Raw genomic sequence first — 16,629 nt, forward strand, 5'->3', positions numbered from 1 at the left:
TCCGCCGCTGCATAGTATTTTCGCTATCATAACAATGCGGAATTTTGGAATTTCAACTTACCGAGAATGGCTAAAATTCCGTCGAGACAAACCTCGGCTTTGCGTCTCGTCGATGGCCCTGCATTGGCCTAACAAGCCTTTACTTGGTCATTGAGATTCTTTCCTTGGTACATCAGTTCGCGTATAGCATCACGCTCGAAGTCGGTGAGACGTTCAACAATCGAGAGCTTGAAGGCACCAATACGGAGCAATTCCGCTATGCTGATTCCGGCTTTGACGGCTTTCTCCTTTAGCCGGTAGAAAACTCTATGCGGTTGCCGTCGAATGTCAGACTCATGCGAATGGGCACATTCTCCGTAACGGCAATACCTTTCTTCTTTCGCTGTTCTAATTTAAAATTTACGATTCTTTTTATGTTCATAATCAATGGCGTGTAAAATTGTTTGCACCCAAAAGTACACCCAATTTTGGTGACGTCAAAATAGCGTTAACAATTGTTGATATTTCACGCAAAATCGCTAAACCGCACAATTACAAATACATGAGCCATTATGATTGTTTATTTGCCCAATATCTTCTTTCCCTCCCGCTCCGCCATCATGTTCATATTTCCCGCATACCGGGTCGGCATGGGGAAAATTTCTCATTAATCAGGAAAATCGCTTCCTCCGCAATGGAATCACCGCAAGTATGTACAAGCAAATTGCGGCCTTCCTGGGCTTGCAGCCGACCATCTACATTGACTATTGAACCAGCTCAAAGCCTATCTGAGTCTTCACGGGAACTGCTGGACTGTAGCCGTCATCAACAAATTCACCCTTTAGCGTCTTTTTCCAACGCAGATTGATATTCATCCTTTACAGGATAAAGGAATCAATGGGAGCCCCCTCCGGGGACTCCCATTGAAAACCGTTACATGTGGATGGCGATTCCCTCGGAAGCCAGCATGGATTCATGGATGGCCTCAGACAGCGTGGGATGGGCGAAAATGGTGGCATGGATGTCCTCGTCCGTCAGTTCCGCCTGAATGCCGATGCCCAGCACGGCAATCAGCTCCGTGGCTTCCGGCCCCACGATGTGGGCGCCCAGGAGTTCTCCGTTTTTGGCGCCGTACAGGGTTTTTACGAAACCGTCCGGTTCTCCGGCGGCTACAGCCTTGCCAATGGCCTGGAAGGGGAATTTCCCCACCTTGTATTCCACGCCCGCCTCTTTGAGGGCGCGTTCCGTTTTACCTACGGAAGCCACCTGCGGGTAGCAATATGTGCAGCTCGGGAAAAAGCCCACCTGCCTGGGCTGATAGTCCGGATTAAACATGCCTTCTACTGCCTGCACAGCTTCAAAAGAAGCCGTATGCGCCAGCAGCACGCCGCCGATCACATCGCCTGCCGCATACACGCCGGGTATGGAAGTCGCATAGCGGTCATTCACCTTGATGAATCCCTTTTCCGTCAGCTCCAGGTCCAGGCCGGGCGCGGCGGGAACAACCGGCTTCACGCCGATGGCCACCAGGCAGACATCCGCCGTGATTTCCTCTTCCTGTCCCCTGCTGTTTTTCACGCTGGCCTTGACCTGTCCGTCACAGGTTTCCGCAACGGATTCCACGGAGGCTCCCGTCATCACCTTGATGCCCTGCTTCTTGAATGCGCGTTCCAGCGTCATGCAGGAGTCGTCGTCTTCATTGGGAAGCATCCGGGGAAGCGCTTCAATAAGCGTCACTCTGGTGCCGAATGAATTGTAAATGTAGGCAAATTCCGTGCCGATGGCTCCGGAACCAATGATGATCATGCTTTCAGGCCGCTTTTCCAGCACCATGGCTTCCCTGGAGCCGATGACGGTAGTGCCGTTCAGGGGGAGGCTGGGCACCGTGCGGGTGACGCAGCCGGTACAGACCAGGATATTCTTTCCCTCCAGAACATTCACCGTCCCGTCGGCGGCCTTTACTTCCACCCTGCCGGGAGAAATGATGGAGGCTTCCCCCGTAACGGAATCCACCTTATTTTTCTTGAACAGGAACCCCACGCCGCCGGCCAGGCGGTCGCTGACCTTGCGGGAACGGCCGATCACTTCGCTCCAATCCACGCTGACGCCCTCCACCGTCATGCCGAATTCCCTGGCACGGGCCGTTACAGTCAGGTAGGCCTCCGCGTTCTTCAGAAGCGCCTTGGTGGGAATGCAACCCCAGTTCAGACAGGTGCCCCCTACCCGCTCGCGTTCCACGCACACCACGGATTTCCCCAGCTGGGCGGCGCGGATGGCGCCCACATAGCCGGCAGGGCCTCCACCAATGACGATGAGATCATATTGCATGAAATTACTATAAAGGCATCCCCCCTTGCGGGTAAAGAAGGAATATGAGCATGCGCCGACTCAGGGGGGCCGTTCCCGGAGAACAGTTAACAGGCAACAGCACGACAACTATTAGCCAATCACTATTAACTCTTAACTATCATTGCCCCCCTTCACCCACTCCACCAGGTCCCGCATTTCCGCGGCGGTATCCGCATACAGGCCATCCGTGTAAATTCCATGGTCATACAAAATTTTCCCTTCCACCATGGTGAACACGCAATCCTTGCCGGAAGATGCATAAACGGCATGGGATGTCTCGTTGAACATCGGGCACAGATTCGGTTCATCCAGGTTCAGCGCGATCATATCCGCGGGAGCTCCCGGAACCAGTGTTCCCAACCCCGGCGTCCGGAAAATGCGGGCGCCCTCCGCCGTAGCCATCTTCAACGCCTGCATGGCGGGGAGCGCAGTAGCGTCACCGCTGTACCCCTTGGCAAGAATAGCGGCCAGCTTCATTGTTTCAAACATATCCAGACTGTTGTTGCTGCACGCTCCGTCCGTTCCCAGAGAGACGGGAACGCCGGCCTGCACCATATCCCGCACGCGGGCGAAGCCGGACGCCAGTTTCAGGTTGCTGACCGGGTTATGGACAACCGCCGCCCCGGAAGCGGCCACCAGCTCCAGTTCCTCATCCGTCACGTCCACCATATGAGCCAGCACGGCGCGTTCATTCAGCAGCCCCATATCGCGGGCATAGCCCACGGGGCGCCTTCCTCCGTGCAGGGAACGGCACTGCTCCACTTCCCCGGCGGATTCGGACAGATGGATATGCAGCATCATATCCAGTTCCTCCGCCAGCTTCATGGAACGCCGGAGCACTTCGTCACTGGTAGTGTACACGCTGTGCGGCATCAGGGCCACCTGCACCCTGCCGCGGCCGGAAAAGCGTTCCGCCTGCTCCCGGTACAGGGCTTCCGCACCATCCCACCCCCCGTATGCCGGAGAGGGAAAAGCAAAAACGACTTCCCCGCCAACACAGCGCATTCCCATGCGTTCCGCTTCCTGGAGGACATTGGCCTCCAACAGGTAGGAATCTACAAACGCCGTGGTGCCCGTCCGCATCATTTCATACATGCCCAGCCGGGCCCCCAGGGAGACGATTTTATCCGTCAGCCGGGCTTCCACCGGGAAAATATGCCCGGTCAGCCATTCCATCAGCGGCAAGTCATCCGCAAAACCGCGCAAAAAGGTCATGGGGACATGCGTATGGGCATTAATCAGCCCCGGCATCAGCAGCGCATTCCCCAAATCCCTGCGAACGGAGGGCGTCCACCTGGCTTCCAGTTCTGCGGCGCTTCCCGTTTCCAGAATTTTCCCGTCCCGAACGGCGACGGCCGCATCTCCGGCAGCGCTGGACTGTTCCGCTCCGCCCAGCATGCGGAAAGCGGTCACCAACAAATCACACGCTTGTTGTTCCATGGCGCAGAATGTACCCCACCGGGAGCGTTCTGGCAACTTCATCTCCCCGGGTTTGAGGATTTCGCGTCCATTTGACATTTCATGTTTGACTTCAAAAGAGAAAACTGCCAAGAATGGACCACAGTTAAATTCACCATTTATCCCCATATGAACAAAACTATACTGTTAGGTTTGGCCCTTGCGGCCTCCGTGTCTTCCGCCAGCGCCTATCATGCCGACAAGTACGACGGCCAGTTCGGCATGTCCCTGGAAGGGGCTTACGGAATCGCCACCAAAGACGCCATGCCCAACGTGGCCGGCGGCAATCTGAGCATTTTCAACTATATTGAAACCGGCAGCATTGTTCATCAGATTTCCCTGAACGGCGGCATCCTGGCCGGTTCCCACCACCCCAGCGTGCAGGACCTGGGCATCAGCGGGCCTTATACCGCCAGCCTCCGTTCCACCTATATCCCGATGATGGCCGGTTACACGCTGAACCTTCCCATCGGCGACTACACCATGTTCTATCTGGGCGGCAAAGTCGGCGCCACTTACGGCGACGTGAAGACCACCATTCATGGACTGGAAGACGGCAGCCGTTCCCGAACCATTTCCTCCACCAAGTTTTCCTGGGCTGCCCAGGCCGGCTTCAAGTTCAGCATCTCCAATAGCGCGGACTTCGTGCTCGGCTACGAATATTACCAGATTCAGGGCTACAATGACCCCGGCTACCACACCATCAAGCTGGGCTTCTCCTGGAATTTCTAACAAACAATTATCAGGTTTATTACGGTCTTCCGGCGGCTCCGTTATACTGCGGAGCCGCCTTTTTTTGCGCATGGAATGCCGGCCCGCACAACAGCAGGAAACAAAGGGACGGAAAGCTGATACGCATCTTTAAACCGGAACGGCTCTTATCCGGGCAAAGGAGGACTGTTTCTTCCGGGATGTCCGGACGCAACAAGGCCGCCCCCTCATCCTGGAGGAAGCGGCCCTGAAAAGTTCAACAATTCAGAGAACCTTACTTGGCAGGCTTGAACGGCTTGGGAGACGCATAGACTTCATAGTCCTTGATGCGGCCGTTTTCCCTGTTCTGGCGCGGCAGGTAGCGGAATCCTGAAAGTTTCTGCACCTTGCCCAGATCCAGCACGATCATGTGCGGATGCTGAGGGTTGTCCCCCTGCCACTTGGTATGCCAGTAGGTGGTGGGCTGGTTGTCCATCACCAGGCCCGCCTGGGCGGCTTCCCCCGTCGTTTCATGGGAATCCGCATAAACCACGGACCACTGTTCGCGGGGAAGCAGGTTGCCGGAGGCGTCCAGGAAGTTCAGCTCCGCAATAGCGGCATGGGGGCCGTTGTCATGGGCGTTTTTACTGACAATGGCGATGTAACGGGCCTGGACGGGAGCGCGGAATTTGATTTCCTGCTGATCTGCCCCCTTGGCGAAGGAACCCCTGTGCACCAGCTGGCCGGCAGCGGGGGCCACAGGTTTGCCTACGCGGAAGACATCCGCCATGGCAGGGTCCCTGTTGACTTCATAAATGGCTTCCTTCACACCCTTCACCGTGCCGAAACCTCCGTCCACGTCCAGCACCACGATTTCATTTTTCCCAGGCTTCAGGTATTCTCCGGGGCAATAAAGAGCCTGCTGGGAGCCGATAAACCAGAAGCGGCCCAGATTGCGTCCATTCACCCACACAACGCCTTTCTTCCAGCCGTCCCGCATATCCAGGTAGGTATCCTTGGGATTGGAAACGTTGAAATACCCGCGGTGGAACACGGGCTGGTCGCCCGCCGGCTTCTTGCCGGAGAAGGGAAGAAGCTCCACTCCCTTGCACGGGAAGTTGTAGATAAGGAAGTTTTCCAGCTTTTTGCCGTCCAGCGTGATGGGCCCTCGGATGCCCTTGCGCTCGCCCTGTATCTGGCCGCCGAAGTTGATGCGGCCCATGTTTTCCACAAAAATGTCCACCGTATGAAGTCCGGAAGGAATCACCACATCACAGGAATCCTGCTTGTAACGGCGATCCGCCGCCCCCTGCCTCTTGCCATCCACGTAAACGATGGCGCGGTCCTGCATGTTGTTCATCTTCAGTTCTCCTTTCACCGGTCCTTGCACCTTTGTCCGGTACAGGATGAAACCCAGGCTTTGCCCCAGGGCTTCCATGTGGACGGGCTCCTTGCGGATGGAGGGCTGAGGAAGACGGGAAAACATGCCGGCCGTTTCCGTAAACGTGATGGGGGGCAGCTCCATCATTTCCGGCTGGGCGGGAGGTTCGGGAAGCTTGTACGTATCACCGTAATAATCCTGAATAGTCTGGCGGAAGGTGCGGTAGCGGTCCGTCAGGGTTCCGTTTTCGGAAATGGGGGCGCCGTAGTCGTAATTGGTTACATCCGGCGTATAGGCGCCTTCCCAGTTCGCCCCGTTCATGAAGCCGAAGGAGGTCCCCCCATGCACCATGAAGAGGTTGGGGGAGACGTTATTTTCCAGCATCCACTTCAGGTCTCGGTTGAAACCTTCCGTACTGCCGCCATTCTTGGGCTTGCCCCAGTGGTCAAACCAGCCCACCCAGAATTCGCCGTTGATGCGGGGCGTTTTACCCTTGTGCTTCTCCAGATTCGCAAAGGCGCCCTTGGCTCCGCCGCCGAAATTCATGGCGGGAACAACGCCCGGAAGCGTGCCGTTCTTGATCATCCAGTCGTTCGGGCCGTCCGACGTGAAGGGAACAACTCCCGGAAGTTCCTTCCGGATAACGTCCAGATGCTTTTTCACGTAATCCTTGTCAGAACCATAGGAACCATATTCATTTTCCACCTGGGCCATGATGATGGGGCCTCCCTTGGTAATCTGCAGAGGTTCCAACATGGAACAGACTTTTTTAAGATAAGCCATGGCCGGTTCCAGGAAGCGGGGATCCTGGGAACGGACTTTCAAATCTTCATCCTTCAGCAGCCAGCCGGGAAATCCGCCGAATTCCCATTCCGCGCACACATAGGGCCCGGGACGCACAATGACCCACAGGCCGGCCTTCTGCGCTTCCTTGATGAATTCCACAAAATCCAGATTGCCGGAGAAGTCCCATTTGCCGGGTTCCGGTTCGTGCACGTTCCAGAACAGATAAGTGCAGACGGTATTCATGCCCATGGCCTTTATGCGCTGGAACCTGTCCTTCCAGTGTTGGCGCGGCACGCGAGGATAATGCATTTCCCCGGAAATGATTTTGATGGGCTTTCCGTCCATCAAAAAATTTTCCTGATTAGTAGAGAAGACATGCCTGGCTCCGTCATTGGATTCCGGCAGAGGCATGGGAGCAGCCACGCAAAGATGCCCTGCCAGAAGCAGAACGGAGAAAAAGGATAATTTCATGATTATGGAATTAATAATTAATTACGGTAAATGCGAAGGAGATTATGATGAAAAATCACCTCCTTTCAATTTAAAAAGGAGACGGTGACCCGGTTTTATTACGGAACGGCACCATCCTGTCTTTCAAGATATATTATTTGATGCTTTTCTTCAAACGGTACGCCACGGCTCCGAGCCTCCAGCGTTTCCTTCTTCATTTCTTCATCCACCCAGTACAGGTGCGATTCCAGCGGATTGTAAATTCTGGGGGAACAGAACCGGGTGGGAGATTCCGGCCAGCGTATCCAGCGCCAGCAGGCGACATGCGTGTATGGTTCCCTCCAGCCGGGAATCCAGACGCAAAGTTCATAAAGACGCTGCTGGGCACGGTGAAGAGTCAGCTTCAGGGAACCGGTATCCGGGGCATTGCGTTCCGCATCCAGGGCGGCATCCAGTTCAGCGTCCGACACAGCCATAATATTATTCGTATTGCCTACGGGATTTCCGCGGGCATCATACGCCAGTTCGGAAGAAAATGTTTCATACAGCCGTGGGAACGGCGTCTGCAGCGGCCACGCCCACAGAGCCGCCTGATACCGTTTTTCAAAAACCTTACGGGAACAGACACTGTAGGTAAGAGAATCCAGACGCAGGTCCACCCCGCACTTCAGGGCCTCCTGCCGGAGAATGGAACAGACGTTGGTCATCAGGACGGATGAATCCGCAAACGTCAGTTCCACCACCAGCCGTTCTCCCCGTTCATTTTTCAGCACGCCGTCAGTCCCCATTTCCCGGTAGCCGGCGCGGGCAAAATATTCCATGGCTTTTTTCTTGCTGTATTCCGGAGCTTTCAGCGGAAGAGTCAGGTCTCCGTACCCCTCCATGTAGGAACCGAGCCTTCTCATATTCCCGCGGAACAAAGTATCAATCACCAGGCCCATGTTCACGGAATGCGCCAGCCCGCGGCGGATATCCGGATTTTTCAACAGTTTGTCCGAGCAATTCAGATACAGTCCGTACGGGGGACAGGCGTAATTGGCTTCCAGACTGTATTTATCTATATAGCCCCGGTGCACTTCCGGCAGTTCCAGACCCGTTTCCCACACCTCCGGCTTGCGAACGTTCATGATGTCCAGTTCCCCGCGGCGGAACATTTCAACCGCCTTGTTTTCCATGTTCACAAACACATGTTCCACCTGGTCCGCATTGCAGGAATGGCGGTAATACTTCCTGTCCTTCGCCCACCAATTTTTCACGCGGGCCAGGGTAATGCTTTCTCCTATCCGGATTTTAGCGGGAACAACCATGTAGCCACCCGTATTTGGAGGGACTTTCCACTGGTAGCGTTCCAGAAACAGAGCGTTGAAATCATGGTAAAAACCGGGATGGGCCGGATGAAAATCCGCACAGGCCATGTAAGGCAGCAGCGGCCCGCGGGACGGCAGCGTCAGGGCAATGATGGAATCCCCGTATACCGTAATCTGATCATACATGGAACGGAACAGGGTTGTCCAGAACGGATCCCGGGCAAAACCGGACGTACGGAGGCAAATGTTCAGCAGAAAATCCTGCGCTTTCACGATGCGTCCGTCCGAATAGGCCGCTTCCGGATCCAGATGATAAAAAACAGTTTTTCCGTCTGCGGACAAGGCCCAGCGGTCCGCCAGGCCCGGAATGGGACGGAAGGTTTCCGGATGAAGCCCCACGAGGGGAAGCCACACGTTGTCAATGGCGGAGTAATTGAAAAAATTTTCACTTCCCGGCCCGAAAGCACGCAAAGTTCCGGGAAACGGAGTATTGATCCACAACCGGACTCTTCCACCCTTGACGGCGCGCGGATCACCCACATCCGGCTCTTCCATTCCGGTTTGCCATTCCAATCCGTCCGGAACGTCTTCCAGAGGAAGAAGGCGGATATGGTCTTTCAATAACAGCCTTTTCCTGATGCGTTCCACGGAACGAGCCTGTTCCGCCAAACGCCGGCCGTCCCCTTCCCCGCGGGAAACGACCAGAAGTTTTTCCTTCCTCTCCCCTTCAGCCAATTCACGGCGCAGCTCCCGTTCCACGGCCCTGTTCCAGCGTTCCACAAAACCGTCAAATACGGCAGGCATCCCCCTGCCGTCCATCCGGCCGGAAAATTCATGCCAAACATTCTTCTCACGCTGGGAAAAGTAAAAGACACCTCCCAGAAAGACGGAAAGGGCCAATGCCCCCAGTATGGATATCCAGCGCAACACAACTCAGATGGCCGCCACATGTTAACCGATTCCGGAAACTACGGAAAACAGAAAACCCATCTTCCGCGCGGAACCGTTCACTTCGCCTGAAACAGTCCGCAAGACGGAAGATGGGGGAGCAATCAACAATTAATATTGAAAGGAACTTAGAATTCGACCGTCACACCGCCGAAGATTCCGAATCCACGGGCTTCACGCGGGCCGAAGTTATAATCATTCGTCATGATGAACTTCTGGTCAAACAGGTTTTCCAGACGCACATGGAGGGACACATTGTCCGTTGCCTGGTAACGGGCAAACAGGCGCGCCGTAAAGAAATTGTCCAGACGGGCATAATTGTAATCCGTGCGTCCCATGGCGGCCGTTACGCCGAAGCCGACCGTCAGCTTTTCAACCGGGGAGGTATAAACCTCTGCGTTGATGGTGTGGCGGGCGGTATTGGCCATCTGAATGGTTTCGTATTTGCCGATGGAATCGCGCTTGGGCATCGTGAAGGTGTAATTGGCATAATAGCCGCTGTTCCACGCGTCCTTGAACTGTCCCTTGAACGCCACTTCCACGCCGTAGGAAGTGCAGTGGGAATAATTGGTGTAAGTGGTATAGGAGTTCGGCCAGGTGCCTACGCTCATGGTGCCGATTTCATCGTCGATACGGGTCCAGAAGCCCGTCACGGAAGCATAATGGCCGTCCGCCAGACGCTGTTCCACCCCCAGATCGCCGCCCAGGGACTTGGACACATCCAGATCAGGGTTGCCAACATAACCATAATTGGCCGCATACTGCTCAAAATAGGTGGGCGCGCGGAAACCGGAACCCACGGAACCGAAAATACGGGTGGGGGAATCCTTGCCCGTCACTTTCCAGGAATTGGAATAACGCCACGTAAAATGATTGTTCCAGACGGAATCATGTTCCAGGCGCAGGGCCACGCTGGCGTCAAAGCTGTCCGTGGGTGACCACATTTGCTCCGCAAAGAAGGCAAGCGTGCTCTGCCATTCATCCTTGGCAACGTAATTGTTTTCGCTCATGTAGTCGGAACGGTCCCAGGCCATGCCGGCGATGGTTTTCCATTCCTTGTTCCACGTCAGCGCATTACGCCACTCCGCCTGAAAACGGCGGTTGCGCATCACATTGGGCTGGAAATCAAATCCGGGAGTATGGCAGGAATAGTCCATGTTGTAATGCCCCACCATGAAGCTGGTGGACCACAGCTTGGAAATTTCCGCATCCACACGTCCTGTCACCAGGTTGCTGCGGTTCTTGTCTTCCGTATTGTACAGATGGGGATCCGGAACGGAAGGCCACTGGTTATAATCCACATACGGCGTGGGATATTCAAAGTAGGAATCCAGGCGGCGATAGGTAAAGCTCACCTTCACCTTGTCATTGATATCATAGCCCAGGCGCACGGCTTCCTGCCACTGGCGGAAATCGTTCATGCCTGTCCTGTTGTCATAAATGGCCGGATAGATTGACGGATCGTTTTCCGTAGTTTCAAACCCAACGCCTACAAAATAGGAAAGCTTCTTGATCTTGCCGGAGGAAGTGACATAGCTGTTGAAAGAGCCGAAAGAACCGGCCTCCGCAAAAATCCTGGTTACGGGATCGCCTTCCCCCTCCGGAGTATCCATCGCGACAACGCCTCCAATGGCGCCGGAACCAAAAACGGCGCCCTGCGCTCCTTTCACCACTTCCACATTGCCCACCGTAAAGAGATTGGTGATGCCCAGCAGCTTGTTGCCGGACATGTTGGCATCACTGATGCGCATGCCGTCAACCATGGTCAGAGTGTAGGTATCCTTGTTCATCCCGCGGATGACGGTGTTGCTCACGGAACCGCGCTGCCAGGTGCCGCCTCCGTCCAGCGTGAAAACGCCGGGCGTCTGGGAAAGGGCTCCCGTCAGGGTTTCAATGCCCGCCTTCTGGAATTCTTCCGGATTGATGATGGAAACGGACACTCCAGACCGGTTGTACGGCACGCCCACAAAGTGGGATGCCATAGTCAGTTCCGGCATAACCTGCATGGTTTCCGTCCTGACGGAGGGCTTGGAGTCTTCCTTTTTAGCGGACTCGGCAAGAGAGGACTGGCCTGCGAATGCGGCAAGGCCAACAGCAATTGCGCCCATTTGAAGGGCTTTCTTCGTATAAAGCATGGTTGTAGTGCCTTACGTTCGGTAACTCGCCGAACAGTTGGACAACCTCACAGGCTGGTTTTCTGGCTTGCGAGGCAGGCTCGCTTACAGTGGCGGTACCGCTCCGGACTCACACCGGTATTCCCCATTTATTTCCTGCCCGGCTACGGGCGTCCCTGAGGTCTGTAACCCTTCCCATAAGGGTTCATGGGACGGATGAAATACCAAAGAGACCGGTATGACAAGACAAAAAAATTTTTCTTTGAACATCCAGATGAATTGCAGTCGTTTTCCCTTTTCAGCGTATTGTTCTCCATCCCTCTTTTCCTCACGGGGCTTTCCATTTTTGTCTTGTCACTCCCGGCGCATACAGGACATGATGCGCTCATGACGCTCCTTGTTCCCACGTTCCCGCAACAGGGAAGATTTCCCGTCTCCGGCGAAGCTTCCGGCTACGTGGAATTCCGAACTTGCAAGGCGCTTCCTTTTTTTCTCCGGCGCGGGCAGCCCTTCGGTACGCCGGTTCCAATTACTGTGGCATGAACGTTTTTTCACATGGCGGAGATTTAAAATCCCTGGCGGAGGAGGCCTGCCGCCCGGAACGGGATATTTTGGACTTCAGCGTCAACCTGAGGCCGGAAGGTATGCCGGAGTTCATCGTTTCAGCATTGTGGAAGGCCATGGAAAACGCAGTACCCTACCCTTCTCCGGATGCGGCGGATCTACGGGAACTGGCGGCGGTTCATTACGGGCTTCCTTCCGGCTGCTTCGTATTTGGAAACGGGGCCAATGAACTCATTCACGCTCTTCCGCGCGCATTAAACCTTAAACAGGCCGTCATTCCGGAACCCGCTTTTTCCGAATACAGGCTGGCCTGCCTGCGCCACGGCACGGATGTTCTTTCCATCCGGACGGAGGAACGAAATTCCTTCCTCCCGTCTCTTTGCCGTCTGGAGGAACAGGCCGCAGACGGAAGCGCTGTTTTTCTGGCAAATCCCAGCAATCCGTCCGGCGGCCTGCTGGACGCAGCGGCCCTGCACAGGGTTGTCCAGAGCCGCCCCGAAGTCCTCTGGATCATTGACGAATCTTTCATGGATTACGTACAAGGAGCGGAATCACTGCTCCGTGAAGCGGCCCTCCTTCCCAACCTGGTGGTTCTGCGCTCCCTGACCAAATTTTACGGCATGGCCGGCGTCCGGTGCGGTTTTTCCATCTGTGCCGCTCCGCTCGCGGAGCGGCTGCGGCAATCCCTGCCCGCCTGGAACGTGAATGCCTTTGCGGCGGCAGCGGTGAAGGCCGTGCTGGCACAGCCCTCCTCCTGGGCAGACAGGGAACGCACCCGGAACCGGGAACGCCGGGACGACCTGTTCCGCAGGCTCTCCTCCCTGCCGGGCTCCGCCGTACTCCCGTCCGAGGCCAACTTCCTTCTCTTCCGCCTGGCGGGGGCGCCTCATGGCCTGGCAGCCCGGCTCCTGAAAAAATACGGCATCGCACTGCGCGACTGTTCCAATTATCCGGGGCTGGAAACGAGCGGCTGGTTGCGCTCCGGCGTCCGCACGCCGGAGGAACACGCCCTGCTGGCGGAAGCTCTGCGCGCCGAACTGGCGGGAAACGGCCCCTCCATTATCCGTAAGGCTCCCAAACCGGCCCTGATGATTCAGGGCACCTGCTCCGATGCAGGAAAAAGCGTTCTCACGGCAGCCCTGTGCCGCATTTTCCTTCAGGACGGCTATCACGTGGCGCCGTTCAAGGCGCAGAACATGGCTCTCAACTCCGGCGTAACTGCGCTGGGAGAGGAAATGGGCCGCGCCCAGCTGGTGCAGGCCCAGGCCTGCCGCATTGATCCGGATGCCAGAATGAACCCCATTCTTCTCAAGCCCCATTCCAATACCGGCTCCCAGGTGATCGTGATGGGGCGCCCCGTAGGCCGCATGGACGCGCGGGAATACTTCACGGCTAAAAGGCGCTTCTGGCCGGACGTATGCAAAGCATACGATTCCCTGGCGGACGAATATGAACTCCTCTGCCTGGAAGGGGCCGGAAGCCCCGGAGAAATCAATCTGAAATCAGCAGACGTGGTCAACATGAACATGGCCCGCTACGCGCGTGCCAGAGTCCTGCTCGCCGGGGACATTGACCGTGGCGGAGTGTACGCCTCCTTTCTGGGAACGTGGATGACATTCGCCCCGTGGGAAAAAGAACTGCTGGCGGGGTTCGTGGTCAACAAATTTCGAGGAGATCCGGATCTGCTGGCCCCGGCGCACAGCTACATGCGGAACCGTACGGGCAAGCCTGTGCTGGGCGTCATCCCGATGATGCGGGACATCAACATTCCGGAAGAAGACCGCGCCACGCTGCCCCCTGGCCACGGGGAGCACGGGAAACATGCGGATTGCCTGGATGTGGCCGTAGTCATGCCCGCCCACGTCTCCAACTTCACGGACTTCGCCCCTCTGGCGGCGGAGCCGGACGTCCGGCTCCGCCAGGTGCGGACACGGGAGGAATGGGGAAATCCGGACCTGGTCATTCTGCCCGGCACTAAAAGCGTGGCTGCGGACCTGGCTTCTCTCCGTTCCGCCGGGCTGGAAGAACCCATCCGCCGTCATGCCGAAAAGGGAAAGTGGCTTCTGGGCGTCTGCGGAGGGCTGCAAATGCTGGGGACGGACATTCTGGACCCGCTGCACATGGAATCCCCGGAGGAGCGCACGCCAGGACTGGGGCTGCTGGAACTTTCCACCACCTTCTCTTCAGCCAAAACCCTGATCAACGTGCGCCGGGCAAGCACGCCGCTGCCCGTTCCCGCCGCAGGTTATGAAATCCACCATGGCGTCACCAGCCATCAAGAATCCAGCCCCCCCGTCATGTTCCGGGAAGACGGCTCCCCCTGCGGCTACGGCAAAGGCCGTATCTGGGCCACGTATCTGCACGGCATGCTGGACGGAGACCAATTCCGCCGCGCATTCATCAACATGGTCAGGAAAGATTCAGGGCTGAAAGCCAACCCAGCCCTGCACACCGCCTATGACCTGGACGGAGCGCTGGACCGCCTGGCGGACGTGGTCCGGAAACATCTGGACCTGAAAACCATTTACCGAGCTCTCCAACTGAAACGCTGACCCATGTTCCCGTGCCCGTTCATCCTGCCTGCGGCCTTCCTGCTGGATATTCTGGCGGGAGAACCGCCCAACAGGTTCCATCCCGTCTGTTTGATCGGCCGGTGCGCGCGCCGCATGGAAACACTGGCGAGGCAAAGGTGGGGAGGAACTTTTCATGCGGGAATGGCGGCAGCGCTGGCAACCTGCATTGCCGCATGGTTCGGCTGCGCGGCGCTCTTCCTTCCCTTTTCCCTGTTACCCTCCCCCTGGGCACCCTGGATTCCGTCCGTTCTGGTCATTTACATCTGCATGGCCCCGCGCAGCCTGGCCGAGCATGCCCGGAAGGTGGAAAACGCCCTGCGCAGCGGGAACGCCGGAGAGGCCCGGCACTCCGTCTCCATGATCGTGGGACGGGATACGGAACGGATGGACGTCTACGGCATCGCCAGAGCGGCCATTGAAAGCGTGGCGGAGAACTTGACGGATGGCGTTTTTTCCACCCTGTTCTGGGCCTCAGCAGGCTGCCTGGCAGGAGGCGCCTCCGGGGCGGCTTCCGCCGCGCTGGCGCATCGTGTTTTCAACATCCTGGATGCCATGTGGGGGAAAAAAAATGACCGGTACAAACACTTCGGCACCTTTGCCGCACGCACGGATGACGCGCTCAACTTCATCCCCGCACGCCTTATTTTACCGTGTATTTCCTTTTCCTCCCTGATGGTGAAAGGAACCTCCGCCCGGAGGGCGCTCACCATGGGATGGGCCTTCCGGAACGCCCACGCCAGCCCCAATTCCGCATGGAGCGAAGCGGCCTTCGCTGGAGCGCTGGGCCTCCGTCTCGGGGGCCCGGTCTCTTACAAGGGAATTCCTGCAAACTACCCCTGGATAGGAACAGGGCGAACCAAAGCCTCCGCCAGCGACCTGGCCCTGGCCATTCGGCTCATGTGGACGACTGCCGCCACGGGTACGCTGGCGTTCACTCTCCTTCTTCTCTTCACCCCCCACTTCTGGACATCATGAACAAACTGCATATCCCCCCGTTGGACGAACAGGCCGCAAAAGCGGCCCTGGAACATCAGAAAATTCTGGCCAAGCCTCCCCTTGCCCTGGGAAAACTGGAACCCGTGGCCATCCGTATTGCCGGCATGACCGGCAATCCCGCGCCGCGCCTGAAGGACAAAGCCATAGTCCTGTTCGCCGCGGACCACCACATCGCCGACCACGGCCTCAGCCTGACATCCACGGACGTTACCTACATCCAGACCCGCAACTTCCTTCAGGGCGGAGGCACGATCAACGCCTTTACACGCAACGCGGGAGCACGCCTTTCCGTAGTGGACGTAGGCGTCAATTACGACTTCGGCGACCTGCCGGGGCTGGTCAAAAGAAAAGTCATGCACGGCGCCAACGACTTCAGCAGGGGGCCGGCCATGACGCGGGAACAGGCCCTGAAATGCCTGCAAGTGGGCATTGACATGGCCCGTGAAGAAAAAAACAAAGGGCTGGACATTGTGGCCGCCGGAGAAATGGGCATTGGCAACACCACCCCCTCTTCCGCCATCGTGGCCGTGCTCACAGGCACCCCTGTGGAAACCGTGACGGGACGCGGTTCCGGCGTCAGAGGAGAAGTCATCCGCAAAAAAATAAAACTCATCGAACAGGGAATCGCCCTGAACAAGCCAGACCCTTCCGATGCCATTGACGTGCTGGCGAAGGTGGGAGGACCGGAAATAGGAGCCATGGCCGGACTGATGCTGGGGGCGGCCTCCCTGCGCGTCCCCATCGTCATTGACGGCTTCATTGCCGGGGCGGCCGCGGCCATCGCCCAGGGCATTCGCCCGGAAGCGGCGCAATACTTCATCGGCTCCCACAACTCCGCGGAACCGGGGCATAAGCTCATTATGGACCACATCGGCGTCACCATGTACATGGACCTGGGCCTCTGCCTGGGGGAAGGCACGGGGGCGGCCCTGTTCTTTCCCCTGCTGGACGCCGCCACGCGCGTACTTTCTGAAATGAAAACCCTGCCGGAACTGGACATCACCGTTCCGCGCTGACCCTTTCTTCCCTGTATC

10 protein-coding genes and 1 riboswitch are annotated in these 16,629 nt (G+C 56.9%); of the genes, 4 read left to right on the forward strand and 6 right to left on the reverse strand.

Features of this window, described 5'->3' with window-relative positions:
• Positions 1 to 128: 128 nt before the first annotated feature.
• The 3 genes from WW58_RS13810 to WW58_RS04365 all read right to left on the reverse strand — a co-directional run bounded on the left by WW58_RS13810 (position 129) and on the right by WW58_RS04365 (position 3,768).
• Positions 129 to 251, reverse strand: a complete 123-nt coding sequence (locus tag WW58_RS13810; RefSeq protein WP_425122507.1) for a hypothetical protein — start codon at positions 249 to 251, stop codon at positions 129 to 131.
• A gap of 661 nt (positions 252 to 912) precedes the next feature.
• Positions 913 to 2,307 carry a dihydrolipoyl dehydrogenase gene (gene lpdA / locus WW58_RS04360; protein WP_046435684.1) on the reverse strand — a complete coding sequence of 465 codons (1,395 nt, stop codon included), beginning with the start codon at positions 2,305 to 2,307 and terminating at the stop codon, positions 913 to 915.
• Positions 2,308 to 2,439: 132 nt separating this feature from the next.
• Positions 2,440 to 3,768, reverse strand: a complete 1,329-nt coding sequence (locus WW58_RS04365; protein ID WP_046435845.1) for an amidohydrolase family protein — start codon at positions 3,766 to 3,768, stop codon at positions 2,440 to 2,442.
• 147 nt (positions 3,769 to 3,915) lie between these two features.
• Between WW58_RS04365 and WW58_RS04370 the strand changes: the two genes are divergently transcribed.
• Positions 3,916 to 4,518, forward strand: a complete 603-nt coding sequence (locus WW58_RS04370; protein WP_161994102.1) for a porin family protein — start codon at positions 3,916 to 3,918, stop codon at positions 4,516 to 4,518.
• A 253-nt stretch (positions 4,519 to 4,771) separates the two neighbouring features.
• On the opposite strand, the gene WW58_RS04375 is transcribed toward WW58_RS04370, so the two are convergent.
• The 3 genes from WW58_RS04375 to WW58_RS04385 form a co-directional block, all read right to left on the reverse strand.
• Entirely contained in the window at positions 4,772 to 7,114 is a 2,343-nt protein-coding gene (locus tag WW58_RS04375) for a beta-galactosidase (protein ID WP_102758558.1), read from the reverse strand.
• Between the two features lie 98 nt (positions 7,115 to 7,212).
• Positions 7,213 to 9,330: an extracellular solute-binding protein gene (locus WW58_RS04380; RefSeq protein ID WP_128153527.1), complete on the reverse strand. Its 2,118-nt coding sequence runs from the start codon at positions 9,328 to 9,330 to the stop codon at positions 7,213 to 7,215.
• A 146-nt stretch (positions 9,331 to 9,476) separates the two neighbouring features.
• Positions 9,477 to 11,483, reverse strand: a complete 2,007-nt coding sequence (locus WW58_RS04385; protein WP_046435690.1) for a TonB-dependent receptor plug domain-containing protein — start codon at positions 11,481 to 11,483, stop codon at positions 9,477 to 9,479.
• 35 nt (positions 11,484 to 11,518) lie between these two features.
• A riboswitch (cobalamin riboswitch) is annotated at positions 11,519 to 11,655 on the reverse strand.
• Between the two features lie 346 nt (positions 11,656 to 12,001).
• Between WW58_RS04385 and WW58_RS04395 the strand changes: the two genes are divergently transcribed.
• From WW58_RS04395 to cobT, 3 genes are read left to right on the forward strand one after another with little or no spacing between them, the layout of a single operon-like run.
• Complete coding sequence (locus WW58_RS04395; protein ID WP_046435694.1) at positions 12,002 to 14,578, forward strand: cobyric acid synthase; 2,577 nt, start codon at positions 12,002 to 12,004, stop codon at positions 14,576 to 14,578.
• A gap of 3 nt (positions 14,579 to 14,581) precedes the next feature.
• The gene (cbiB, locus tag WW58_RS04400) at positions 14,582 to 15,574 is read left to right on the forward strand and encodes an adenosylcobinamide-phosphate synthase CbiB (RefSeq protein WP_046435696.1); all 993 of its coding nucleotides are present in this window, start codon (positions 14,582 to 14,584) and stop codon (positions 15,572 to 15,574) included.
• Positions 15,571 to 16,611, forward strand: a complete 1,041-nt coding sequence (gene cobT, locus WW58_RS04405) for a nicotinate-nucleotide--dimethylbenzimidazole phosphoribosyltransferase (RefSeq protein ID WP_012420714.1) — start codon at positions 15,571 to 15,573, stop codon at positions 16,609 to 16,611. The genes cbiB and cobT overlap by 4 nt, the downstream gene beginning before the upstream one ends.
• Positions 16,612 to 16,629: the final 18 nt, after the last annotated feature.

Source organism: Akkermansia sp. UNK.MGS-1 (genome assembly GCF_000980515.1).
Classification (GTDB): Bacteria; Verrucomicrobiota; Verrucomicrobiia; order Verrucomicrobiales; family Akkermansiaceae; genus Akkermansia; species Akkermansia muciniphila.